Origin of the sequence: Streptomyces sp. NBC_00663 (assembly GCF_036226885.1) — a bacterium.
GTDB lineage: Bacteria > Actinomycetota > Actinomycetes > Streptomycetales > Streptomycetaceae > Streptomyces.
Genome location: NZ_CP109027.1, coordinates 4,608,799 through 4,632,601, shown reverse-complemented (window position 1 = coordinate 4,632,601; position 23,803 = coordinate 4,608,799). Strand labels below are relative to the sequence as shown.

Below are 23,803 nucleotides of genomic sequence, written 5' to 3'. Positions count from 1 at the left end.
TCACACCTCCACGCGGGCCTGCTTGCGTACGTCCGTCAGGCGCTTGGCGGCGAGTTCGGCGACCGCCTGGGTGACCTCGGCGTAGACGTCGCCGAGGCCGCCGTCGGTGAGCAGCAGCGCGTCGTCGCCGATGCGTACGGCGGCCACGTCGAGGGTGAGCGTGGTCTCCTCGCCGTCCGCGTTCACGCTGGTCAGCGTGGTCCGCAGCGCCTGCCGGGCGTCCCCGATCCCCGGCAGCCGTTCGTCGGCGACGGCCGCGTTCTGCACGACGCCGGTGCCGGTCCTCGCGGTGAACGTGCCGCACTTCTTGGGCAGCGTCCTCAGCCAGGCCAGCGTCCGGTCGGCGTCGGCGGGCCGTACGGCGACGACCTGGTGGTGCAGCTGGGCGTCGTTCCAGGTGTCGTCGAGCCCGGTCGCGGCCCGTACATGGGCGCCCGCGCCGAAGAGCCGCTCGGAGTAGAGGGCGTCGAGCAGCTTCTGGCAGTCGGGCTTCTTGGTGGTGGCCTTGAGCAGCCCGTCCCGCCAGGTCGCGGCGCCTTCGGTGGGGGCCCAGGGCTCCCCCAGATCCATGTCGGTGATGAGCGCGGCCTGCGCCTGCGCGGGGGTGAGGGCGGGCGCGGACGCGGGGGTGGGGGGTGCGGTGGTCCTGGTGGGGGAGCCGGAGGGGGTGGCGGAGGAGGTGGCCGGGGCGGCCTTCTCCGTCGTGATGGCCGAGCAGGCGGTGGTGGTGAGGGGGAGGACGAGGGCGACGGCGAGGAGGGCGCGGCGGGTCATGCCTCAACGGGAGCATCGCGGGTGGGAGGGCACCACTGGTCCGGGCTGTATGGGTTACGCGCCTCCCACCCCGGAGTCGTTCTCCGGCGGATCTCGCTGTCGGCCTGCGCTCAGTCGCCCTCCACCGCCGACAGCCACAGCTTCACGTACCGCTCCACGTCGACCTCCAACGCGACGTCCACCCTGGGCAGTCGGCGTTCGCCCTCGTGGATCTCCGCCTCCCCGGGCCGCGGCCGGCGGTCGACGATGGTCTGGCCGCGGGTCGGGCCGGGGGCGAGGGAGACCTCGACGGGCAGGAGGCTGGTGGTGATGCCGCCGGGGTCGGCGACCGCGCAGACCGCCCCCGCGTCCCCGAGGCCGCCCGTCGGCGTGGGATCGCCGGACGTGGCCGGGTCGCGGTGGGCGAGCAGCTCGCCGGCCAGCCGCAGCCGGGGGTCGGAACTGCCGCGCAGCCGCTGGACGTCCGCGGCGGGCACGACGACCTGCCGGAAGACGTCCAGGCCGTACATGGTGATCGGCACCCCGGCGGTGAGCAGGATCGCGGCGGCCTCCGGGTCGTGCCAGACGTTGAACTCGGCGACCGGCGTCGCGTTGCCGACCTCCACCGCGCCGCCCATGAACACGATCCGTTCGATGTTGCGGGTCACCTCGGGGTGGGTCCGCAGCAGCAGCGCGATGTTCGTCAGCGGGGCGGTGGGGATCAGGGTCACCGGCCGTGGCGAGGCGAGGATCTCCCGCCGCAGCAGGGCGACAGCGTCGATGTCGACCGGGCGCCGGGTCGGCGCGGGCAGGCCGAGGTCGCCCATGCCGTCCTGCCCGTGCACATGCGAGGCCGTGCGCACCGGCTCGATCAACGGCCGCTCGGCGCCCCGCGCGACCGGGATGTCCCCGGCCCCGGCCGTCTCCAGCACGGTCAGCGTGTTGCGGACGACCCCGTCCACGTCGGTGTTCCCGGCCACGCAGGTGATCGCGCGCACGTCGAGACCCGGGTGGCGCACGGCGAACAGCAGGGCGAGCGCGTCGTCGACCCCGGTGTCGCAGTCGATGATCACGGGGATGGGCTGGGCGGTCACGGGGACTCCTTCCGTCGTGTCACCGACCTTAGGGCCTGCCCGGCGGATCATCCCGGCGTCGCGGGCCCGTCTGCCCGGTGGGCCCTACTCGGCGGCCCACAGTTCGGCGCCACGAGCCCGGGCGACGGCCCCGGCCCGCGCGAGGAGTTCCGCCACCGGCACGGCCCCGGGCCGCCGCCCGTCCCTGATCACGGGGATGGGCTGGGCGGTCACGGGGACTCCTTCCGTCGTGTCACCGACCTTAGGGCCTGCCCGGCGGATCATCCCGGCGTCGCAGGCCCGTCTGCCCGGTGAGCCCTACTCGGCGGCCCACAGTTCGGCGCCACGAGCCCGGGCGACGGCCCCGGCCTGCGCGAGGAGTTCCGCCACCGGCACGGCCCCGGGCCGCCGCCCGTCCCTGAGCCGTACGGCGGCCAGATCGCCGTCGGCCTCCCGCGCCCCGACCACCGCGACGTACGGCACCAGCCGCGCCTCCCGGATGCGGGCGCCGAGGGTGCCGTGCTCGGGGCCGGCGACCTCGGCCCGCAGCCCGAGGTCGAGAGCCCGGCGTACGACGTTCTCCGCCTGCTCGTACTGCTCCCGCGCCACCGGCAGCACGACCAGCTGCACCGGCGCGAGCCACACCGGGAACGCCCCGCCGTGCTCCTCGACGAGATGCGCGACGGCACGCTCCACGCTGCCGATGACGCTGCGGTGCACCATGACCGGGCGGTGCTTCGCGCCGTCGGGGCCGATGTAGTGCAGGTCGAAGCGTTCGGGCTGGTGGAAGTCGATCTGGACGGTGGAGAGGGTGGACTCGCGTCCGGCGGGGTCGACGATCTGTACGTCGATCTTCGGCCCGTAGAAGGCGGCCTCGCCCGCCACGGCCTCGTACTCCACCCCCTCCAGCACCTCTTCGAGAAGTGCGGTGGCCCGCCGCCACAGCTCCGGGTCGGCCACGTACTTCTCGCCCTCCCCCGGCAGGGACAGCCGGTACTTGGCGGCGCGGATGCCGAGATCGGCGTAGGCGCGGCGGATCAGGGCGAGGGCGGCGCGGGCCTCCTCGACGGCCTGGTCCAGGGTGCAGAAGACATGGGCGTCGTTGAGCTGGATGGCGCGGACGCGGGTGAGGCCGCCGAGCACACCGGACAGCTCGGAGCGGTACATGCCGCCCAACTCGGCGATGCGAAGCGGCAGTTCGCGGTACGAGTGGGATCGCGACCGGTAGATGAGGGCGTGGTGCGGGCAGAGGCTGGGCCGCAGCACGACCTCCTCGCCACCCAGCCTCATGGGCGGGAACATGTCCTCGCTGTAGTGCGACCAGTGCCCCGAGATCTCGTACAGCTCCCGTTTCCCGAGCACGGGTGAGTACACGTGCCGGTACCCCGCTTCCCGCTCGGCCTCCCGTACGTACTCCTCCAGGGTGTGCCGTACGACGGCCCCGTCCGGCAGCCAGTACGGGAGCCCGGCGCCCATCAGCGGGTCGGTGTCGAACAGGCCGAGCTCACGGCCGAGTCGGCGGTGGTCGTGCCGGGCGTTGATGTCGTTCATGGCGGTCTCCTCCACATCGGGAGACGAGCGCCACCGCACAGCAAGAACCCCGGGGCACTCGCCCCGGGGTTCGCGTCAGCTCAGGTGTCAGCGCGCCGGGACCATGTCCGGCGTCGTCGTGGAAGACGGGTTGGCGCGCTTCATGGGGGGACCGTAACAGGGGGGCCGGGTGAGCGGCGAACGGTTTTCCGGCGCCGGGCGCGGTGACGGAAAAAGCCGGGCGGGCCGTCCCCTGGCCCACCCGGCATCCGTTTCAGGTACCGCTTACGCGCGCGTGGCCTTCCGGCGCCGCGTGGCGATCACGATCGCGCCGCCGCCCAGCAGCAGCGCCGCCGCGCCGCCGGCGATGATCGGGGTGTTGCTGCTGGCGCCGGTCTCGGCGAGGTCGTCGCCGCCGCCGTTCGGGGTGGCGGCCGGGGCGGTCGTGGACGCCGAGGCGGACGTGGCCGGCTCGGAGGCGGACTCCGAGGGGGTCTCCGACGGCGTGGCCGAGGGGGTCTCGGACTCGGACGCCGGCGGGGTGGTCTCCTCGGCCGGGGTGGACTCCGAGGCCGTCGGGGTCGGCGTCGGGGACGGCTGGGCGGTGCAGTCCTTCGTGCCGCCGTTCCAGGCCGCGATCAGCTTGTCCTTGATGACCGGGTGGTCCGGGCCCTTGGGCAGGTCGCCGTGCTGGAAGCCGTCGTTGGCGTCGAGCTTGCCGTCGAACTTCGTGTTGCCCCGGTAGAGGTCGATCTGGGCGTAGCAGCCCTGGTCGGGGATGGCGATGTCGAGGGTGTCGCTCTGGCCGGCCTTGACGGTCACGGTGTCGAAGTCGTGGAAGACCTGCTCGCCGGAGGTGGCGAAGGTCGGACCGTGGGCGCGGTAGGAGGCCAGCGAGGCCGTGCAGGTGGACGCGTTGCCCGCGGTGCGGACCGTGACGTGGACCTTGCCGTCGTCGGTCGGCTTGAGGTTCTGGTCGTCGACCTTGACGGAGGGGAAGAAGTTCTTGCCGTCGAGGGAGAACTCGCACAGCTCGGTGCCGGTCTCGGTGCCGGCGCCCGTGCCGGGCTTGTAGCTGCCGCCGTCGTCCCAGCCCTTGCCGCCGGGGCAGTCGGTGGCGGAGGCGACGGAGGCGGTGAAGGCGCAGATGGCGAGCGTCGCGGCGCCCGTCCCCAGCAGGCGGCGCACGGTGACACGTCTCGCTATGGACATGCGGATCCCATCAGGGTGGAGTGGCAGAAGAGCACTGAGAAAACTCAGAAAACACTGGGCTCATAGGTCACATGCGCCACAGTGTGCCGCCATCGTGGATCTCGGCCCGGAACACTGTCAACCTGCGGGAATGCAAGCTCTGTTCAACCGTCATCACAATTTCGCCACACGGGGAACGAGAGGCTCCGGCAATGGCTGAGGTTCGCCCCTCCGCCGGTGTGGACACATTCCCCTTTGTTCGTCTTTTCCGCCCGCACGGACCAGCCAGGAGTCGCGCGTGACCCCCGACCTCTCCCCCAAGGACCCCAACTGGTGGCGACAGGCCGTCATCTACCAGATCTACCCCCGCAGCTTCGCCGACGCCGACGGTGACGGCCTCGGGGACCTGAAGGGCATCACCCAGCGCCTCACCCATCTCGCCGCCCTCGGCGTCGACGCCCTGTGGCTGAGCCCGTTCTACCCCTCCGAGCTCGCCGACGGCGGCTACGACGTCGCCGACTACCGGGACGTCGACCCGCGCCTGGGCACCCTCGACGACTTCGACGCGCTGGCCGCCGAGGCCCACCGCCTCGGGCTCAAGGTGATCGTCGACCTCGTCCCCAACCACAGCTCGCACCGGCACGTGTGGTTCCAGGAGGCCCTGGCCGCCGGGCCGGGCTCCGCCGCCCGCGCGCGGTACGTCTTCCGCGACGGACGCGGCACGCACGGCGAACTCCCGCCCACCGACTGGCAGTCGGTCTTCGGCGGCAGCGCCTGGACACGCGTCCCCGACGGGCAGTGGTACCTGCACCTGTTCACGCCCGAGCAGCCCGACTTCGACTGGGACAACGACGAGGTCCGTGCCGACTTCCGCACCACCCTGCGCTTCTGGTCCGACCGGGGCGTGGACGGCTTCCGTGTCGACGTCGCCCACGCGCTCGCCAAGGACCTCGCCGAGCCGCTGCGCGACCTGGGCGCCCCCGCCCTCAGCGGCGAGGACGCGCTCGCCGAGTTCGCGCCCGGCACCCACCCCTTCTTCGACCGCGACGAGGTCCACGCGATCTACCGCGACTGGAGGACCGTCCTCGACGCCTACCGCCCGCCCCGCATGGCCGTCGCCGAGGCCTGGGTGCCGAGCGCGAAGCGGCGCGCGCTGTACGCCCGCCCCGAGGAACTCGGCCAGGCCTTCAACTTCGAGTATCTCCAGACACCGTGGGACGCCGACGCGCTGCGCCGGGTCATCACCGACTCCCTCGCCGGCGCCCGCGAGGCCGGCGCCTCCGCCACCTGGGTGCTCTCCAACCACGACGTCGTACGCCACGCCTCCCGCCTGCTGCTCCCGCCCGGCACCGACGAGAACGCCTGGCTGCTGTCCGGCGGCCACGCCCCCGGCATCGACACCGCCGCAGGGCTGCGCCGGGCCCGGGCCGCGACGCTGCTCATGCTGGCGCTGCCGGGGTCGTCGTACGTCTACCAGGGCGAGGAACTCGGCCTGCCCGAGGTCGCCGAGCTGCCCGTCGAGGTGCTCCAGGACCCGGTGTGGGAGCAGAGCGGGCGGGTCCGCAAGGGCCGCGACGGCTGCCGGGTGCCGCTGCCGTGGACGCGGACCGGGCCGTCGTACGGCTTCGGCGCGGGCGGCGCCTGGCTGCCGCAGCCGGAGAGCTTCGCGGCCTACGCCGTCGAGGCGCAGGAAGGCGTCGAGGGCTCGACCCTGGAGCTGTACCGCACGGCCCTGAAGCTGCGCCGCAAGCTGCTGGAGGGGGAGGAGCTGACCTGGGCCGAGGACAGCCCGGCCGGGGTGCTGGACTTCGCCCGGCACGGCGGCTGGCGCAGTGTGACGAACCTGTCGGACACGCCGGTCGAGCTGCCGCGGGGCGAGGTACTGGTCACCAGCGCCCCGTTGCCGGACGGGCTCCTGCCCCCGGACACCACCGTCTGGCTCGGCTGAGGTCCGGCTAGCCGATCGTCGGGTTGGGGGTCGTGCCCGGGTTCGCGGCCTCGCCCGGGATGGCGATCGGGGTGGACGTCGGGTTCGCCGGCGGGCTCAGGACGACCATGGGGGCGCCGGGCTGGGGGGCCGGCGGGGTCAGGTCGGTGTCGGGCAGCTTCGGCGGGGTGGTCTGCTGGAAGAGGGCCTGGTCGAAGTTGACGAAGCCGGTCCGCTCCATGACCGTGATGTGGTCCAGGACCGTGTTGTTGGCCATGTCGGCCAGCGAGCGCACCAGCGAGTTCTTGGTGGTGGAACGGATCTTCGCGATGGTGTTGAAGATCGAACCGTGGGTGGTGCGCAGGATGTTGGCGAAGTTCGAGTCGAACTGCTTGCCGGAGCTGGTCTCGATGGTGTTCACGAAGGCCTGCTGCTGCGGGCTCGCCACGTTCGGCAGGGTGACGTTCAGCATCGGCGCGATCTTGCGGCAGGCGGCGTCCAGGGCCGCGTGCCCGTCGATGAGGTGCCGCCCGGCCTCCTTGACCTCCGCGGTCGTGCCCTTCTCCAGGGCGACCTTCCCCAGCGGGTACTCCCACAGCCCCGCCGCCCGCACCTTCACCACGAAGTCCCGGTCCTGTTCGGTCAACGGCCCCCACTGCGTCTGCGCGATGACACGGTCCTGCGCAGTGGACACCTTGTTGAATCCGAGCATCGTGGGATAGGCGAGCGCGACGATCGTCAGGCTGAGCGCACCGCCCACGAAGAGCGTTCCCGTCGCGTTCCGCGAAAAGCGCACCATGGCTCCTGTCCGGTCGGGGGTCGTACGACCCTGTGTACGGACGAGGAGCCACGGTTGTTCATGCTGTGACCGGGGCCACGGCGATGACGGGATGCGCCCCCATCAGGCGACGGCTTCCGCCATACGGCCGCACAGCGCACGTTCCCGGTGACGACGGCCCGCGACAATCGCAGCCAGGGGTGGCACCGACCGACCGATCTCGTCTCGACAGGGAGCCGCACACCATGAGCAGGTTCAGGAACACCCTCGCCCCGGCGGCCGCGGCGGTCGCGCTCACCGCCTTCGGCGCGCTCCCGCCCGCCGCCGCCCACGGCCGTGAACTGTGGGGCGACGTCACGATCCTGCCCGGGCGGGCGGGCATCGTGCAGATCGCCGGGTACGAGGGCGACGGGCTCGGCGCCGGGTCCCGGCTGACCCTGACCGCACCCGAGGGCGCCGAGGTGACCGACACGCCCCTGGCGGCGCACGGCTACCGCGGCACCGTCGACACCGACCGCGACAGCGCGTCGTACACCTGGACCGGCGCGGCCGACGGCCGTCCCTGGCACGGCCGTTCGTTCCCCTTCGTGCTGGCCGTGCCCGCCGACGCCGTGCCCGGCACCCGGCTGGAGGGCTGCGCGGTACGGCTCACCGACGAACGCGGCACCCGCAAGGAACGGGGGAGCTGCGCGGTCACCGTCGGCCTGCCCGAACCGACCCTGACCCGGCCCGCATCGGGTGTCGCGCTCGGCGCGCGCCCTGGGACGGGCGGCACGGCCTACCCGGGCGCGCAGGTCACCGTCCGGTACGAGGACACGCAGGACGCGGGGGTGACCGGACAGGGCCCCGACCTGGGGACCGAGGTGTGCACGGCGACGGCGGGCCGGGACGGCACCTGGTCCTGCGTACCGTCCACCGCGCTGCCGGCCGGCCCGGGACGGCTCCAGGCGACGGCGTCCTACAACGGGGTCGCCGCGGTGAGCGAGCAGATCTACGTCGTGGTCGGCAAGCGGCGGTGAGCGCGGCCGGTGGCAGGCGGTGCTACGGCTTGGCGTAGGCCACCCGGCGCAGCACCGTCGGGTACGGCAGCGTCTCGGCGAGCTCACGGACCCGGGTCGCGCAGCCGGCGGCCTCCTCGGTGCGGCCCAGGAGCGCGAGCGCCGCGGCCTGGGCGGTACGGGCCTCGCACTCGGTGACCGCCTCGCCCGCACCGGCGGCCCGCGCGGCCTCCGCCGCCGCGACCTCGGCGGCGCGCACCGGTTCGCCGGCCGTGAGGTGGGCCCAGGCGGCGAGCACGGGGACGCCGGTGCCGGACACCTCGGACAGCAGGGCGAGGGCGCGGTCGGGGCGTACGTCGCGCAGGGCCAACTCGGCCTGGGCGGTACGGACTTCGTACTCGGCCTGACGGTCGGGGCGACGGGTCAGACAGTGCGCGGCGCGGGTCAGCAGCTCCCTGGTGCCGGGGAGGCCCGGACGGCGGGGGCCGCCGCGCAGCTGGACGCGGGCGAGGGCGGTCAGGGCGTACGGCAGACACCAGCCGGCGTGCGCCTGGGCCTCGTCGACCGCCTCCGTGGCGAGGGTGGCGGCCTCGGTGAACTCGCCGAGGAGCAGGTGGACTTCGGCGAGGTTGGCACGCTCGAAGGCGGCGGCCTCGGGGTCGCCGCAGCGGTCGGCGAGGTCCAGGGCACGGCGGCCCGTCGCCACGGCCTCGTGCAGGCGTCCGGAACGGCGGGCGTGCTCGCGCAGGATGGACAGGACGGCGGCGAGGAGGCGGGGGTCGCCGTGGGCCTCGGCGTGCGGGAGGGCGGCGTCGGCGGCGGTACGGGCCTGGGGGAGGCGGCCGGTGAGGGCGAGCGACGTGGACTGCTGGGCGAGGGCGCGGGCGAGGAGGGACGCCTCGGGTGCACCGTCGGCGCCCTGCGGGGCGGGTTCGCCGCCGGCGCCCGCGGCCATCTTCTCCGCCTGGCGCGCTGCCGTCAGGGAGCCTTCGTAGTCGCCGGTCACGAAGCACAGGAGGCCCCGGGCCAGATGGTGGTCGGCGTGGATCCGCGGGGGCGCGTCCTGGGGCGGGCGGTGGGTGTCCAGGAGGCGCAAACCCTCTTGTGGGGCGCCCGTCTTGGCCAGGGACTCCGCCAATCGGGCCGCCGCCGCGGCCTGTTCGGCGGGGGTGCCATGGCGGTGCAGGTCGGTCAGGGCCTCGCGGAGAACCCGTACGGCGTCCTCGTGGCGGGCCATGCGGCGCAGTACGGCCGCGTGGTCGAGGCGGATACGGGCGGCCTCCACGGCCACCGCGTCGAGACGGGCGGTCAGTTCGCCGTAGTAGTGGTCGGCGCTGTCGTCGGCGCCGACCGCCGCGGCCCGGCGGGCCGCCCGGTGCAGATGGTCGGCGGCCCGCGGATCGTCGGCGCCCGCGAGATGCGCGGCCACCGCGTCCACGGCACCGGGCCGCCGACGCAGCAGTGACTCGGCGTACGCGGCGTGCAGTTGACGCCGTCGCGCCCGCGACAGCCCCTCCCGGCACACCAGCCGTATCAACGGGTGCCGAAACCCCAGCCCGGGAACGGCGACCCCGTCGGCGGGCACACTCCGCTCCTCCAGCACGGCGGCGGCGAGAGCGGCCTCGATACCGTCGACGACACGGGCGGGGGCCGTCAGGGGGGCCGGGGCTCCCGCACCCGCGGGCTCCTCCACCTGCGTCACCTGCGCCAGCTCCTCCACCTCCGCCAGTGTCGCCACCCCTCCCGAGGCCACCGCCACCACCTCGATCACCCGCCGAGCCGCGGGGCTCAACCGGGACAGCCGGGCGTTGACCAGGAGCCGGATGCCCTCCGGCGCGGTGAGGTCCTCGTGCGCGGCCGGCGGCTGCGCGGGGGCCTTGGCCAGCTCCAGGGCGAACAGGGGGTGACCCAGCGACAGTTCCCACACCCGGTGCAGGGCCGCCTGTGTGTCCGGCGCCGCCGGCATCACCTCCGCCGCGAGTGTCAGACACTCCCCGCGGCCCAGCCGGCGCAGTCGCAGCCGGTGGGCCGTGCCCTGCCGGACCAGGGTGTCGAGCAGGGCCCGGCGCGGATCGGTCTCCGGCAGGTCCTCGGGCCGGTACGTCGCCAGGAACCGCAGCCGGGGCGCCGAGGGGGACGGGGTCCGACGGGCCAGGCGGGCCAGCAACCGCAGTGAGGCCAGGTCCGCCGCGTGGACGTCGTCCAGGACGACCAGGGCACCGGCACCGCCCACGGTCCCCGGGTCCGCCGCGATCGTCAGGAGCCCCGAGACCGCCGAGAAGATACGTTCCCGCTCGTACTCCGGGCCACCGACCCGACCCGGCCCCGGACCGACCTGCCCCAGCGAGGGCAGCAGCGCCGCCAGCTCGGGATACTCCGCGGCGATCCTGGCCCGGTCCGTCGTGGAGCGCCCGGCGAGCCAGCCCTCCAGGGCCTCCACGAACATCCCGTACGGCGCCTGCGGCCCCTCGTCGTGGCCCGCGCCCCACAGCACGGCCGCCCCGTTCGCCGCCGCCCGCCGTGCCGCCTCCGCGGCCAGCCGTGTCTTGCCGATGCCGGCCTCGCCCCCGACCACCGACAGGGCGGGCCGGGCGGGGTTCAGGAGCCGTTCCAGCTCCGCCCGGCGGCCCACGAACGGCGCCTCCGAGAGGGAGCGCAGGACCGCGGGCGGCGGCGTGGGCCGTACGGGGGCCGGGTGGTGTCGTACCGGGGGCGTGTCCGTGCCCAGGGCCGCGCGGTGCAGGGCCTCCGTCTCGGGTCCCGGCAGCACGCCCCACTCGGCGTCCAGGGCGCGCCGGCACTGGTGGTACTGGGCGAGGGCACGGCGGCGCATGCCCTGGCGGAGCCAGGCGCCGATGAGCACCCGGTGGGCGCGCTCCTCGGCCGCGCTGTCGGCCAGCACGGCACGGGCGACGGCCGCGGCCCGCTCGGTCTGGCCGTCGGCCAGACAGGCCTCGGCGAGCGCGAGCCGCACGGAGTCGCGCAACGCGTCCAGACGCTCACGACGGGCCTGCACCCAGGGGGTGTAGCGGTGCTCGGGCAGCAACTCACCCCTGAACGCCTCCAGAGCACGCGCCAACTCGGCGGTGCTCCCGGCGTGCGGTGTGCGTGGGGCGCGGCTCTTGGGGTGGGGTGCCTGGTCGGCGCGGCTCTTGGTGTGCGCTGCCTGGTGGGTGGTGTGCCCGCCGTGTGGCGCCTGGTGGGTGGTGTGCCCGCCGTGTGGCGCGCGGTCGGTGGTGTGCCCGCCGTGTGGTGCCCGTTCGGTGGTGCTCCGGCCGTGCGGTGCCTGGGCGGCGGTGGTTCCGGCCTGAGGTGGGCGTGCGGCGGGGCCCTCGGTGTGCGGTGTGGGCTCGGCCGTGGTGGTGCCCCCGTGGCCGGCCGGTGGTGGGTGATCGGTGGCGTGGAGGGCTTGTTCGGCGAGGCTTTCGGCGTGGTCGGCGTCGATCCACACCGTCTCGGTCGGCAGTCGCAGCAGCGCGCCCTCGGAGACCAGGTAGGCGGAGGGGGCGCGCGGGGGCAGCTCGGGTTCCAGGGCGCGGCGGGCGGCGTGCAGGGCGACACGGAGGCTGCCGAGGGCGGCGGGGGTGCCGGCCGTTTCGGGCCAGCACATCTCGATGATCTCCTCCCGGTGCCGGGTGCGGCCCGGGGAGACGGCGAGCAGTTCGACGAGCCGGCGGGCGCTGGGCCGGGGCCAGCGGCCGGCCACGGGGGCGCCGCCCTCGCGTTCGGCACGGAAGCCGCCGAGCAGGTGCAGCCGCAGCCCGGGCGGCGCCGTACGCCGGCCGGTGCCGTCCGCTGGAGGTGCATTTCCGCTGCTCATGAGGGCGGCACTCTAGCCCGGCTTCCTGTTCCGGCGGGATTCGCGGCCGGCTCCGCGGCCGGGAGTGAGGTGTGGGGGCCCCGCATTACTTGCTCGGAGAGCAACCTCATCGGCGCACGGGGCCCCCGGGTGTATCCCTACCCCCCACAGGAGGGATACGGCGGCTCCCGTCCCGAGGGGCATGACCCTGCCCTGCTGCTGGCCAATGTTCGGAACAGGGCCGAGGAAACGACCTTAGGCAGCGGGCGTTACTGGCGCATTACTGAGTCTTGGGCTCCGGAATACGGACAATCCGGTGCTTGATCTCCCGTATTCCGTACACCGGTTGACCGTCGGTTGACCAGTTCGCGGGAGACTCCGGACCCAATCGCGGGCGAGTCGAGAACCGGCCCGGCCCTAGATTCGGCGCATGCCCCCACCCCCCTCCCAGACCTTGCCCGTTCTCCCGTACCGCAAGCCCACCAAGGGCCGCGACTACTGGGTCCTGGACGACGTCCTGCCCGACGCGCACGCCGTACGGGAGCGGTGTCTCGCCAAGGACGACTGGGTCGAGGGCTACCCGCACCGGCCGGAGAGCTGGCCGGGGCTGCGGGCCATGCCCGGCCTGGAGCCGGGTGAGCTGGCCCGGGTCGAGCGGCTGGTGCGGCAGGCCACCGGCGCCAAGGAGCTGTGGGTGCAGTCGGCGCCCGGCGGCGGCACCCTCAACCACAACTGCGTCCAGGTCGTCGGCGAGGGCGAGAGCACGCCCCGCCCGCACACCGACTCGCGCGCCCTGTGCCGGTACGCGGCGGTGCTCTATCTGAACCCGGCCGTCCCCAGGGACTGCGGGACCAGCTTCTACCGCCAGTCCCTGCCCGGCGGCCGGCTCGGCGGCAATGTCGTGCAGGCCCCGCACAACAACCTCGTCGAGGCGCTCGGCACCCGGTTCGTGGCGCCCGACGCCTTCGAGGAGGACGTACGCGTCCCGCATCGCTTCAACCGGCTGCTGCTCTACAACGCCAACCTCGTGCACAGCGCGACCGGCTACTGCGGTGCGACGCTGGAGGAGAAGCGGATGACGGCGGTGTTCTTCTGGATGGCCTGAGCCGCCTTCGGGGGCGTGCTCAGTAGCGGACAGCCCTCGCGACCTCGGCCTTCACATCGCCGGACAGGTCGCGGTTGCCGCGGGCGGTGGCCTTCTTCGAGCCGCCCGCCGGTACGTCGCGCACGGTGACCGCGACGGCGTCGGCCAGGTCGCCGTCGCCGTCCCTGAAGTTCACCTGCACCAGGAAGGACTTCTGCGAGTCGGCGGTGTTGGCGACGGTGACCTCGACCGTGGTGCGGCCGTCGGAGCCGGTGCCGGGGGTGCCCAGGGTCACGTCGTCCTTGACGTCGACGCCGTTCTTGACGTCGTCGAACTTCTTCCCCGCCTCCGCCGTGGCCGACGCGAACACCTCGGTGGCCTGGGAGGCGACGGACGCCGCCTTGCTCGCCACCGAGGAGGGCGTGTCGTCGTCGGAGCAGCCCGTCAGAGCGGTCAGGGCCGTCAGCGCGATGAGCAGCGCGACGGTCGTGATCGGGGCGCGGTGGGTCCGGTTACCGGTCATGTCCTCAGTGAAGGTCCTCGCGCCCGCCGTCGCATGCGGGCCGTCACCCGAACGGCTCACGTCCCGTGGGCGCCGCCCTCTTCTCGCGCGGATGGTCGAAGCATCACCGACACCGACGCGCGGACCCGCGCGAGAGACGGGGTACGGACATGACCCAGCAGCCGCACACGACACCGCCCGGCACTCCCACCACGCCGCCCGTGTGGGACCAGGGCCACCAGCAGGCCGAGCCCGCCCCGCCGCCCGGCCGCCCCGGCGGGGAGTGGGCCACCGGCGGGCTGGTCTTCGCCGGTGTGCTGATGCTGGTCAACGGTGTGCTGGCGATCCTCCAGGGCATCTCGGCGCTGGCCGCGGACGACGTCTACGACCGGATCGGCGACTACATCTACAAGATCAGCCTGACCGGCTGGGGCTGGATCATGCTGGTCCTGGGCGCGGTCCTGGTGGGCGTCGGCTACGGCGTCCTCAAGGGTGCCTGGTGGGCCCGGATGACCGGCATCTTCCTGGCGTCGGCGGCGATGGTGCTGCACTTCCTGTTCCTGCCGTACTCGCCCGTCTGGTCCGGGATCATGATCGCCGTGGACTTCTTCGTGATCTGGGCCCTCGCGACGGCGCCCGAGGCTCCCCCGCGCCGCACCGCCTGAGACACCAACCGGCCTCCCCCCGTCACACAGCGTGGCGGGGGGAGGCCGGTTCTGTCGTGCCGATTCCAGGTGTCAGACGTGTCCGATACCGCCGCTGCCGAAGCCACCACTGGACCCCGGTAGCCAGCGTTTGCGGTTCTGGTCCTTTCCTCGTCTCGTGCCCGAGTGATGGAGCTGGTACGGCATGAGCCGTTCCTGCTCAGCGAGCGGGAGCTCGTCCGGTTCCCGCATCTCTCTGATCTCGTGGATCGCGCCGGTGCTGGGAAGACTGGGCTGTTCCTCGGGGCGCGGCCGGGGAAGTTCCCGGTCCCGGACCCGCATGCCGAACTGTACGGCCCAGATCAGTGCCCCGGCGATGACCGCGCCACCGACGAATGCGGCGATCACGTTGAGCACATCGCTCCCCGCGGCCGCCTCTATGAACGCTGCCGTACTCATACCGCAATTATCACCGAAACGGCAGAAATAGGGAGTCCTGCACTCCGGCGGAATCCGCGCCCCCGCTTCAGGGAACTCGCCCCTCGTCCGCTCCGTTCTCAACTGAAGGAACAGCAAACGGAGTTGGATTCCCTGGAGGCCCCACCATGGTCCATGATCCGAGCCGCAGAGCCGTCCTGGGCGGCGCCGTGGCGCTGGCCGCACTCTCTGTGACGGCCGCTCCCGCCACCGCGAGCGCGGCGGCCCGGCCCACCCGGTTCCCCCTGCCGAACGGCTGGCTCCCCGAGGGCATCGCGATCGGCGCCGAGCCCTACGCCTACCTCGGCTCCCGCGCGAACGGCGCCCTCTACCGCGCCGACCTGCGCAGCGGCGAGGGCACGGTCCTGTACGCCGGAGCCGCCGGCCAGATCGCCGTCGGCCTGAAGATCGACCGCGACGGTCTGCTGTACGTCGCCGGCAACACCGGCGTCGCCCGGGTCCATGACTCCCGTACCGGCGAAGTCGTCCGCACCTTCCAACTCTCCGAGGCCACCGGCCACTTCATCAACGACGTCACCCTCCTCGGCGACCGCGCCTGGTTCACCGACTCCCGCGCCGCCGCCCTCTACGGCGTCCCCCGCGGCCGGGCCGGCGAGGTCCGCACCCTCCCGCTCACCGGCGACTGGGTCCAGCTCCCGGACGTCAACAACGCCAACGGCGTCGTCCCCACCCCGGACGGCCGGGGCCTGATCGTCGTCAAGTCCACCCCCGGCGAGCTCTACCGCGTCGACCCCAGGACCGGGCACGCCACCAGGATCACGCTGGTCGGGCAGGACTCCGTCGTCAACGGTGACGGTCTGTGGCGCATCGGACGCAGGCTGTACGTCGTCCAGAACCGCCTCAACCTCGTCAGCGTCTGGGACCTCGACGCGACGGCGACCACGGCGACCCTGCGCACCACGATCACCGACCCCCGCTTCGACGTCCCCACCACCGCGGCCCGCTTCGGCGACCGGCTCTACCTGGTCAACGCCCGCTTCACGACGACCCCGACACCGGAGACGACGTACGACGCGGTGGCGGTGCCCCTGCGAAGCCGGGTGTGAACGATGTGAACGGCAGGGCGGCAACCCGCCCCGGACCGGCGCCGACTGAGAGGTGAAATCCCGACCCCACGAAGGGAGTTCACCTCCATGCGCACCCGCATCGCACGACTGCTCGCCATCCTCACCGCCGTGCTCGCAGCGGCCTTCACGACGGCCGCCCCCGCACAGTCGGCGGACAACTGGAACCCGCCCTCGAACCTGGTCCAGCCCCTCAACGAGGTCTGGAACCACGTCTCGTCGACCTATCCCGACCTCTACGGCTTCAAGAACTACGGCTGGGACCAGGTCATGGCCAACAAGGGCAGCATCAACTACTGCGTCCGCTGGGAGTCGGACGCCCCCGTCAGCACCGCGCTGCGCGACCAGGTCCACGCCGCCCTGAAGAAGCAGTGGGGCAAGTGGATGGCGGCCATGCTCGACAACGGCACCGGCACCAACTCCTGGCCGTACACGAGCGTTCCGGTCAACATCGTCGGCTGGGCGGTGAAGAACCGCTCCACGCTCCAGTGGACGGACAACTCCGTCGACATCTACGCCGGCAACCTCGACAGCGAGGGCGCCCCGCAGTGCGCCCCCGACTGCGGACGCTTCTTCCACCAGGACGGCAACTACTCCAGGTGTCCCGGCGGAGTCACCCGCCACTACGACCAGTCCCTGTGGCTGACCAAGGGCTTCCAGGGCGGCGCCGGCGGTGACTGGGGACAGCGCGTCGGACAGGAGTACTTCACCGGCGCCCTGGCCCAGGAGAACATCCACATCTATCTCCACGAGGTCGGCCATACCTTCGGTCTGGACGACTTCTACGACTGGACGCCGACCGGCCAGTGCTGTTTCCTCATGAACGCCGGATCGGCCACGCAGATCACGGACTTCGACAAGTGGATGCTGCGTGACTTCTGGCGCCATCTGAAGAGCCGTTACGGCCTCTGACCGGTACGAGGAGCGCGGGTGGGCGATGTGGACAGACCGGCGGCGCCGGTCCTGGTGACCGGCGGCAGCGGCTTCGTCGGCAGTCATCTGGTCAAGCGGCTCCTGGAGCGCGGCTACCAGGTCCGCACCACGGTCCGCGCCACCACCGTCTCACCGAAGACCAGGCCCCTGCTCGCGCTGCGGGACCGGTTCCCGGGCAGGCTCGACCTGTTCGCGGCCGACCTGCTCGTCGAGGGCTCCTTCGACGAGGCGGCGCGGGGCTGCGCGACCGTCTTCCACGTCGCCTCCCCGTTCCTCATGCCGGAGAAGATCAAGGACGGCCGGCGGGACGTCGTCGAGCCCGCGCTGCTCGGCACCCGCAATGTCATCGGGTCGATCGAACGCACCACGACCGTCCGCCGCCTGGTGTTCACCTCCACCGTCGGCGCGATCTTCGGCGACTACATCGACGTACTGGAGACGATGAAGGACCAGGTCCTCACGGAGGAGTACGTCAACACCACCAGCACCGTGGAGAACAACCCGTACCACTACGCCAAGACGGTCGCCGAACAGGCTGCCTGGGAGGCGGCGCAGGCGCAGGACCGCTGGCGGATGGTGGCGCTCAACCCCGGGCTGATCCTCGGCCCGTCACTCACCCCCGCCTCCGAGTCCGGCAGCCTCTTCCTCCTGGAGGAGCTGTTCAAGGGCTACTTCTTCTACGGCGCCCCGGACTTCAGCTTCACCACGGTCGATGTGCGGGACGTCGCCGACGCGCACCTCGCGGCGGCGGAGAACCCCGACGCGCACGGCCGGTACATCCTCGCGGCGGAGACGATGAGTTCCTTCCACGACATGGCCCGCGTCCTGCGCGCCCACCGCCCCCGCGACCTCCGGCTGCCCCGGACCCGGCTGCCGCACTGGCCGGTCCGCATCCTGGGCCCCGCCTTCGGGCTGTCCCAGGACTACATCCGCAAGCACCTCGGCATCCGCTTCCGCGTCGACAACCACCGCAGCCGCGAGGAACTCGGCGTCACCTACCGCCCGTTCGAGGAGACGATCCTCGATCACCACCGGGCCTGGCGGGCGCCGACGGGATGACCGTCACCCGGTGGAAGTTGCACCCGTCCGCGGTGTCGGCCTGCGGCGTCTGATGGGCCTTGAGGGCCATGCTGACCAGGCTCATCAGCAGATCGACGTCCGTGTCGCAGTCGAGGTGGACGGTGACCCAGCGGGAGCCCGGGACCAGCCGGATGGCCGTCGACTCCGAGAGGTCGGCGGAGAAGCGGTCGAGCGCCCGGTCGGTGAGATGCAGGTCCACGTCATGGGCGGAATGGAAGTGCACGATCTCGCTGCGGCCGGCGCGCAGGGCGCTTCCGGTACCGCAACTGGCCTGCCCCGTACGGAGGTCGGGCCAGACTCGCAGGCGCTCCAGGGCGCGCTCGGCCAGCGTCATGCACCCATCGTCGCCCGCTCACCGCGTCGCAACCAGAGGTTGAGCGAAACGTAACCGGGGCGTGAGGTGCCGGACTGCCGGCGAGGTCCGCCTTGAGTACCAGGGAGGTCCCTCCTTCGGAGGAACTCCGGCGTGACCTTGGTTCAACAGGCAACCTCGACACACCATTTACCAGTCTCACAGGTTGCTCACAGACCCGGCCCGGGCGCGTTGGGGTGCGCCCGTACCAGTGGCCGGCCGGTGGGCTGTCCAGTCCGATGCCACTGACCATGGCACTCGCAGACGAGGAACCGATGACCAGTCAGCACCAACGCAGCCGCGCCCGACGCGTGGCGCTCGCGGCCTCGGCCGCACTCACCGTCGTCGTCACCGGCGCCGGGGCCGCTCCCGGCGCAGGCGCGGCGCAGGCCGCCACACCCGGCAAGCCGAAGCTGAAGCTGATCGCCGCGTCGAACGCCGTGACGCTCGACCGGTGGGAGGGGGAATCCGGGGTCTACCTCGACCTCGGGACGTATGTCACCGTCGACAACGCGCCGCTGGAGTTCCAGGTGAAGCGCAAGTCGTACAAGGACCCGGTGGTCGCGCAGCAGATCCTGCGCGACGCGAAGGGCAAGAAGATCGGGAGCAAGGCCCTGCCCGCGGGGCTGGTGAAGGACTTCTCCGGGCTGCCCGGCTTCCTGGAGGTGTCCATCAAGAACGCGCAGGGCCAGGAGGTGTCCAAGTCCAAGGGCACGTTCTGCCCGAACAACGCCTCGGGCCGGCTCCGTCCGGACGCCCCGGCGACCTCGCACTACCCGGAGAGCTGCCCCACCAACCCGTTCACCCTGGGCTCGGTGTGGGGTGTCGAGAAGGGCTGGGCGGCCAACTCCTCCACCGTCGACTACGACAAGCCGGTCGACCTGCCGGCCGGTGAGTACACGGCCAAGGTGTCCGTCGCCAAGAAGTACCGGGACGCCTTCGGCATCCCGAACGACCGGCGGACCATCAAGGTGACCGTCCGCCAGATCTCGGACGGCGGCTCGGGCGGCGGCGCGGGCCGCGGCATGAGCGCCACGCACGACGGTCACTCCATGAGCGGCATGAGCGGCATGAGCGGCATGGCGGGTCACTCCATGGCCCACCACTACGGCCCGCGCGGCGCCGACGAGCCCACCCCGGGCGCCCTCTCGCACGCCCTGGAGGACCGCGGCCTCGCCCACCACCTGGGCGACGGCGCCGGCCACACCGACGGCTCCCGGATCGCGCCCGCGCTCAGGCCCAACGCCAAGCGGCCCACCGGCCGGGCGGGCGTGGCGTCGAACGTGCCCAAGCCGGACCTGCGTTCGCTGCCCGCCTGGGACATCGCCATCACCGACGGCGAGGACGGCGACGTGGCGGGCAAGGACTACCTGGCCTTCAGCGCCAACGTCTGGAACGCGGGCCCCGCGCCGCTGGTCGTCGACGGCTTCCGCAAGCCGGGCGCCGACCTGATGGACGCGTACCAGTACTTCTACGACGCCAAGGGCAAGCAGATCGGCTACACGCCCACCGGCACCATGGAGTGGGACCCGCGCGTCGGCCACGAGCACTGGCACTTCACCGACTTCGCCAGCTACCGGCTGCTGAGCGCGGACAAGCAGGACATCGTCAAGAGCGGCAAGGAGGCGTTCTGCCTCGCCAACACCGACGCCGTCGATTACACGGTGAAGAACGCCAACTTCAAGCCGTACAACACCGATCTGTCGACGGCCTGCGGTCAGCAGAACTCCATCTCGGTCCGTGAGGTCCTCGACGTCGGCTCCGGCGACACCTACACCCAGTACCGCCCCGGCCAGTCCTTCGACGTGACGGACCTGCCGAACGGCACGTACTACATCGAGGTCATCGCCAACCCGGAGAAGCGCCTCCAGGAGACGAACCTGAAGAACAACGTCGCCCTGCGCAAGGTCGTCCTGGGCGGTACGCCGGGCCACCGTACGGTCCAGGTCCCGCCGGTCGACCTGATCAACGCGCCCTGACGGTGCCACGGGACTGAGGGGGTCAGGGCGGTGGGAACGCCGCCCTGATCTCCCAGCCGTGCCCTTCGCGAGGTCCCGCCGTCAGCTCACCGCCCAGCGCGGTGACCCGCTCCTTCAGGCCGACGAGCCCGAAGCCGCCGCCGTGCGCGGCGTCCGGGAGCTGGGTGCCGCCGCGCCCGTCGTCGGTCACGGACACCATCAGCCGCCCGCCGTCGAGACCGAGCCGTACGTCCACCCGGGTCGCGTCGGCCGCGTGCCGGCGTACGTTCGTCAGCGCCTCCTGCACCACCCGGTAGGCCGCGGCCTGCACCTCGTGCGGCAGGTCGGCCGGGACGTCGGAGTGCAGGGTGACGGTCTGACCGGGGTTCGCGAAGCGTGAGGTCAGCTCGGTGATACCGGCGAGGTCGCCGACGGGCCGGTGGTCCGTCTCCCCGCCCGTGGCGTCCCGCAGCACACCGACCGTGCGGCGCATGGAGGCGAGCGCCTCGGTCGCGGCGCCCTCGATACCGGCCAGGACCGGATCCAGGTCCTGCGGCTGCGTGGCGGCCATCATGCGGGCCATCTGGGTCTGCACGAGGATGCCGGTCACATGGTGGGCGACGAAGTCGTGCAGGTCGGCGGCGATGGCGAGGCGTTCCTCGCGGCGGGTGTCGGCGACGGCGACGGTCCTGCGGTAGTCAAGGGAGCGCAGATACGCGGCGAGCGAGGCGACGAGCACGGCGAGAAGCACGCCGACGAGGAGGTAGCCCGGCGCCTCGTCCTCGGTGAGCGAGCCGTAGTACCGGGCGGGTGTGGTGAGCAGCGCCGCCGCGTCCAGCAGCCCGCACACCACGGCCCAGCGGGGCGGACAGTGCCGTACGGCGATGAACAGCAGGCACAGCAGCACGGCGGTCTCGCCCGGGCCGAAGGCGCCGGAGCGGTGCGCGGCGTACGCCGTCGCCGTGTAGAGGAGCGAGGCGAGGGCGGGCACGGCGGTGCGCAGCCGCGGGGTGAGCCAGACGGGGCGACGCGCGGGCGGCCACAGGACGGCGGACAGACCGACGGCGAGGACGAGCGCCGGACGCAGGACGCCGTAGCCCGAGCTGCCCGAGGACAGCACGTCGACGACCGCCAGCGCGAGCAGCGCACCGACGCAGGCACCTCGCCCCACGCCCCGGAGGGAAGGGGACTTCATACGGCTCACGGTAGGCGGCGGCGACGCCCGCGGCCTCGGCCGAACGGCCGAGGGACGGGGCGGGACCGGCGGGAGTTGTGAAACAAGGCGTGACGCGTGGGGGAGATTCGGTACCGGACTCCTGTGAGCGGTGCGGGTGCGCGAGAGGCTCGGATCCCGCAGGGCTGGTGTTGCCGTGAAGTGAACCGGCCGCCCTGCCGCGCCATCGCTCGGAAGGCCCTTTTGAAGTGAACGCTCCCACCCCCCACAGAACCGCCGCCGCACGTCTCGCCCTGGCAGTCGGCTGCGCGCTCCTCCTCACCTCGTGCGGGGTCGTCGACGCCGCGGAGGGCGGTGACAGCACGCAGCGCCCAAAGAAGCGGGAGGACCTCACGGTGGGGCTGCTCCTGCCGGACAAGGAGACCAAGCGGTTCGAGAAGTTCGACTACCCCCTCATCAAGGCCCGCGTCGCCGACCTCACCCACGGCAAGGGGAAGGTCCGCTACGCCAACGCCGAGGCGAGCGCGAAGCGGCAGAGCACACAGTTCGACCAGATGATCGCCGCGCGCGTCGACGCGATCCTGGTGGACGCGGTCGACGCCAAGGCGATCGCGCCGGACGTGCGGAAGGCGAAGGAGGCGGGGATCCATGTCATCGCCTACGACCGTCTCGCCGAGGGTCCGGTCGACGCGTACATATCCCACGACAACGAGCTGGTCGGCGAGGTCCAGGGCCGCGCCCTCATGGAGGCGCTCGGCGCCAAGGCCGAGACCAGCAAGATCGTCATGCTGAACGGCTCACCCGCCGACCCCAACACGGCCCGCTTCAAGCAGGGTGCGCTCGGCGTGCTCCAGAACAAGGTCTCCATCGCCAAGTCGTACGACGTCCAGGAGTGGCTTCCCAAGGTCGCCGAGGCGGACATGGAGAAGGCCATCGCGGCGATCGGCCTGAACAACATCGCCGCGGTCTACTCGGCCAACGACGGCATGGCGGGCGCGGCGATCGACGCGCTGAAGAAGGCGGGCGCGACCACGCTCCCGCCGGTCACCGGCCAGGACGCCGACCTGCCGGCGGTGCAGCGGATCGTCGCGGGCGAGCAGTACATGACGGTCTACAAGTCGTTCCTGGAGGAGGCGAACAACGCCGCGGAGATCGCCGTCGCCAAGATCCAGGAGCAGGACATCATGTTCGACTCCCTCACCCAGGACACCGTGGACAGCCCCACCCAGGACGACATCCCCTCGATGCTGGTCCCGGTGGTCGCCCTGACCAAGGAGAACATCAAGACCACGGTGATCAAGGACGGCGTCTACACGGTCAAGGACATCTGCACGGCGGAGTACGCGGCGGACTGCGCGGCGATCGGGCTCGAGTAGGGCGGGGCGGGTGCCTCTCCCTGGCCTGATCAACAAGAGCGCCTTAGGGTCAGGGTCATGTCTCTGAGCGTGACGGACGTCGATCGTTTCGAGGCCTCCAGGTATCGCCTGGAGGCTCTGGCCTACCGGCTGCTCGGCTCGGTCGGGGAGGCCGAGGACGCCGTACAGGAGACGTTCCTGCGGTGGCAGGCCGCCGACACCGGGCGGATCGAGGTGCCCGAGGCCTGGCTGACCAAGGTCCTCACCAACCTCTGCCTCAACGAACTGACCTCCGCCCGCGCCCGCCGTGAGACCTACGTCGGCCAGTGGCTCCCCGAGCCCCTCCTCGGCGGCGACCCCATGCTCGGCCCCGCCGACACCGCCGAACAGCGCGAGTCGGTGTCGTACGCGGTGCTCACCCTGATGGAGCGGCTCTCGCCGAACGAGCGCGCGGTGTACGTGCTGCGCGAGGCGTTCGACTACCCGCACCGCGAGATCGCCGAGATCCTCGACCTCACCGAGTCCGCCACCCAGCAGATCTACCACCGCGCCAAGAAGCACGTCGCCGACGACAAGGCGCGCAGGGCCCGCGCGGAGACCGACGAGGCCGCCGCCCGCCGGATCGTCGAGGAGTTCCTCGCCGCCGCGACCAGCGGCGACACCAGTTCCCTCGTACGACTGCTCACCGACGACGCGCTCAGCGTCGGCGACGGCGGCGGAAAGATCCCGGCCCGCGCCACCCCGTTCTCCGGCGCCCTGTCGGTCGCGAACTTCCTGCGGGGCCTGTTCAAGCCCGCCCAGGTCAAGCGGGACTACGCGGGCGGCCGGGCCGAGATGTACGCCTGGACGGCGAACGGCGAGCCCGCCGCCGTCGCGGTCGTGGACGGCCGGGTCGTGGGGATCATGTGCCTGGAGGTCACCGCCGAGGGCATCGTCGCGGTCCGCAACCAGGTCAACCCGGACAAGCTGGCGCGGGCGACCGAGCAGTGGGCGGCCGGCGAGCACGGAAAGCCGCTGTTCCTGGCGTTCTGAGCACAGCCTAGGAGGCCTGTGACGCAGATCACATCCTCCCTCTGTCAGGAATCGAGCCCCCGTCCGGTTCAAGGTGCG

Annotated in this window: 21 protein-coding genes; 10 read left to right on the top strand and 11 right to left on the bottom strand. The window is 72.3% G+C overall.

Annotated features, from left to right (window positions below):
* The 5 genes from OG866_RS21145 to OG866_RS21125 form a co-directional block, all read right to left on the bottom strand.
* Positions 1-774 carry a hypothetical protein gene (locus OG866_RS21145; RefSeq protein ID WP_329336867.1) on the bottom strand — a complete coding sequence of 258 codons (774 nt, stop codon included), beginning with the start codon at positions 772-774 and terminating at the stop codon, positions 1-3.
* Between the two features lie 110 nt (positions 775-884).
* Complete coding sequence (locus tag OG866_RS21140; RefSeq protein ID WP_329336865.1) at positions 885-1,847, bottom strand: nucleoside hydrolase; 963 nt, start codon at positions 1,845-1,847, stop codon at positions 885-887.
* Between the two features lie 84 nt (positions 1,848-1,931).
* Positions 1,932-2,060 (bottom strand): hypothetical protein, encoded by a 129-nt coding sequence (locus OG866_RS21135; RefSeq protein WP_329336863.1) that lies wholly within the window; start codon positions 2,058-2,060, stop codon positions 1,932-1,934.
* A gap of 84 nt (positions 2,061-2,144) precedes the next feature.
* Positions 2,145-3,377, bottom strand: a complete 1,233-nt coding sequence (gene thrS / locus OG866_RS21130; RefSeq protein WP_329336861.1) for a threonine--tRNA ligase — start codon at positions 3,375-3,377, stop codon at positions 2,145-2,147.
* Between the two features lie 264 nt (positions 3,378-3,641).
* Positions 3,642-4,568 carry an LAETG motif-containing sortase-dependent surface protein gene (locus OG866_RS21125; protein WP_329336859.1) on the bottom strand — a complete coding sequence of 309 codons (927 nt, stop codon included), beginning with the start codon at positions 4,566-4,568 and terminating at the stop codon, positions 3,642-3,644.
* A 277-nt stretch (positions 4,569-4,845) separates the two neighbouring features.
* On the opposite strand from OG866_RS21125, the gene OG866_RS21120 reads away from it, so the two are divergent.
* Positions 4,846-6,495 (top strand): glycoside hydrolase family 13 protein, encoded by a 1,650-nt coding sequence (locus OG866_RS21120; RefSeq protein ID WP_329336858.1) that lies wholly within the window; start codon positions 4,846-4,848, stop codon positions 6,493-6,495.
* Between the two features lie 7 nt (positions 6,496-6,502).
* Here the strand turns inward: OG866_RS21120 and OG866_RS21115 are convergent, their stop codons facing one another.
* On the bottom strand, positions 6,503-7,273 hold the full coding sequence (locus OG866_RS21115; RefSeq protein ID WP_329336856.1) for a DUF4142 domain-containing protein: 771 nt from the start codon (positions 7,271-7,273) through the stop codon (positions 6,503-6,505).
* Positions 7,274-7,497: 224 nt separating this feature from the next.
* On the opposite strand from OG866_RS21115, the gene OG866_RS21110 reads away from it, so the two are divergent.
* On the top strand, positions 7,498-8,271 hold the full coding sequence (locus OG866_RS21110; protein WP_329336855.1) for a carboxypeptidase regulatory-like domain-containing protein: 774 nt from the start codon (positions 7,498-7,500) through the stop codon (positions 8,269-8,271).
* A 22-nt stretch (positions 8,272-8,293) separates the two neighbouring features.
* Here the strand turns inward: OG866_RS21110 and OG866_RS21105 are convergent, their stop codons facing one another.
* Positions 8,294-12,070 (bottom strand): AAA family ATPase, encoded by a 3,777-nt coding sequence (locus OG866_RS21105; protein ID WP_329336852.1) that lies wholly within the window; start codon positions 12,068-12,070, stop codon positions 8,294-8,296.
* Between the two features lie 409 nt (positions 12,071-12,479).
* Here OG866_RS21105 and OG866_RS21100 point away from each other — a divergent pair, with 409 nt between their 5' ends.
* Positions 12,480-13,154 (top strand): DUF6445 family protein, encoded by a 675-nt coding sequence (locus tag OG866_RS21100; protein ID WP_329336851.1) that lies wholly within the window; start codon positions 12,480-12,482, stop codon positions 13,152-13,154.
* 19 nt (positions 13,155-13,173) lie between these two features.
* Here OG866_RS21100 and OG866_RS21095 read toward each other — a convergent pair whose 3' ends face one another.
* Positions 13,174-13,656: a hypothetical protein gene (locus tag OG866_RS21095; RefSeq protein WP_329336849.1), complete on the bottom strand. Its 483-nt coding sequence runs from the start codon at positions 13,654-13,656 to the stop codon at positions 13,174-13,176.
* Between the two features lie 149 nt (positions 13,657-13,805).
* Here OG866_RS21095 and OG866_RS21090 point away from each other — a divergent pair, with 149 nt between their 5' ends.
* A complete protein-coding gene (locus OG866_RS21090; protein WP_329336846.1) occupies positions 13,806-14,300 on the top strand; it encodes a DUF7144 family membrane protein in 495 nt (164 codons plus the stop codon).
* A gap of 72 nt (positions 14,301-14,372) precedes the next feature.
* Here OG866_RS21090 and OG866_RS21085 read toward each other — a convergent pair whose 3' ends face one another.
* Entirely contained in the window at positions 14,373-14,738 is a 366-nt protein-coding gene (locus OG866_RS21085) for a DUF6479 family protein (protein ID WP_329336844.1), read from the bottom strand.
* A 146-nt stretch (positions 14,739-14,884) separates the two neighbouring features.
* On the opposite strand from OG866_RS21085, the gene OG866_RS21080 reads away from it, so the two are divergent.
* The 3 genes from OG866_RS21080 (at position 14,885) to OG866_RS21070 (ending at position 17,833) form a co-directional block, all read left to right on the top strand.
* Positions 14,885-15,823 carry an SMP-30/gluconolactonase/LRE family protein gene (locus OG866_RS21080; RefSeq protein ID WP_329336842.1) on the top strand — a complete coding sequence of 313 codons (939 nt, stop codon included), beginning with the start codon at positions 14,885-14,887 and terminating at the stop codon, positions 15,821-15,823.
* Positions 15,824-15,910: 87 nt separating this feature from the next.
* Positions 15,911-16,753 (top strand): hypothetical protein, encoded by an 843-nt coding sequence (locus tag OG866_RS21075; protein WP_329336840.1) that lies wholly within the window; start codon positions 15,911-15,913, stop codon positions 16,751-16,753.
* A gap of 18 nt (positions 16,754-16,771) precedes the next feature.
* On the top strand, positions 16,772-17,833 hold the full coding sequence (locus OG866_RS21070; RefSeq protein ID WP_329336838.1) for an NAD-dependent epimerase/dehydratase family protein: 1,062 nt from the start codon (positions 16,772-16,774) through the stop codon (positions 17,831-17,833).
* Here OG866_RS21070 and OG866_RS21065 read toward each other — a convergent pair.
* Entirely contained in the window at positions 17,766-18,188 is a 423-nt protein-coding gene (locus OG866_RS21065) for a luciferase domain-containing protein (protein ID WP_329336836.1), read from the bottom strand. The genes OG866_RS21070 and OG866_RS21065 overlap by 68 nt on opposite strands.
* 269 nt (positions 18,189-18,457) lie before the next feature.
* Between OG866_RS21065 and OG866_RS21060 the strand changes: the two genes are divergently transcribed.
* The gene (locus OG866_RS21060) at positions 18,458-20,185 is read left to right on the top strand and encodes a lysyl oxidase family protein (protein ID WP_329336834.1); all 1,728 of its coding nucleotides are present in this window, start codon (positions 18,458-18,460) and stop codon (positions 20,183-20,185) included.
* Positions 20,186-20,207: 22 nt separating this feature from the next.
* Here the strand turns inward: OG866_RS21060 and OG866_RS21055 are convergent, their stop codons facing one another.
* Positions 20,208-21,359 carry a sensor histidine kinase gene (locus OG866_RS21055; RefSeq protein WP_329336832.1) on the bottom strand — a complete coding sequence of 384 codons (1,152 nt, stop codon included), beginning with the start codon at positions 21,357-21,359 and terminating at the stop codon, positions 20,208-20,210.
* Between the two features lie 227 nt (positions 21,360-21,586).
* On the opposite strand from OG866_RS21055, the gene OG866_RS21050 reads away from it, so the two are divergent.
* Both OG866_RS21050 and sigJ read left to right on the top strand, forming a co-directional pair.
* Positions 21,587-22,714, top strand: a complete 1,128-nt coding sequence (locus tag OG866_RS21050) for a sugar ABC transporter substrate-binding protein (protein ID WP_329336831.1) — start codon at positions 21,587-21,589, stop codon at positions 22,712-22,714.
* Between the two features lie 57 nt (positions 22,715-22,771).
* Positions 22,772-23,725, top strand: coding sequence for an RNA polymerase sigma factor SigJ (gene sigJ / locus OG866_RS21045; RefSeq protein ID WP_329336829.1), 954 nt, complete (start codon positions 22,772-22,774; stop codon positions 23,723-23,725).
* Positions 23,726-23,803: the final 78 nt, after the last annotated feature.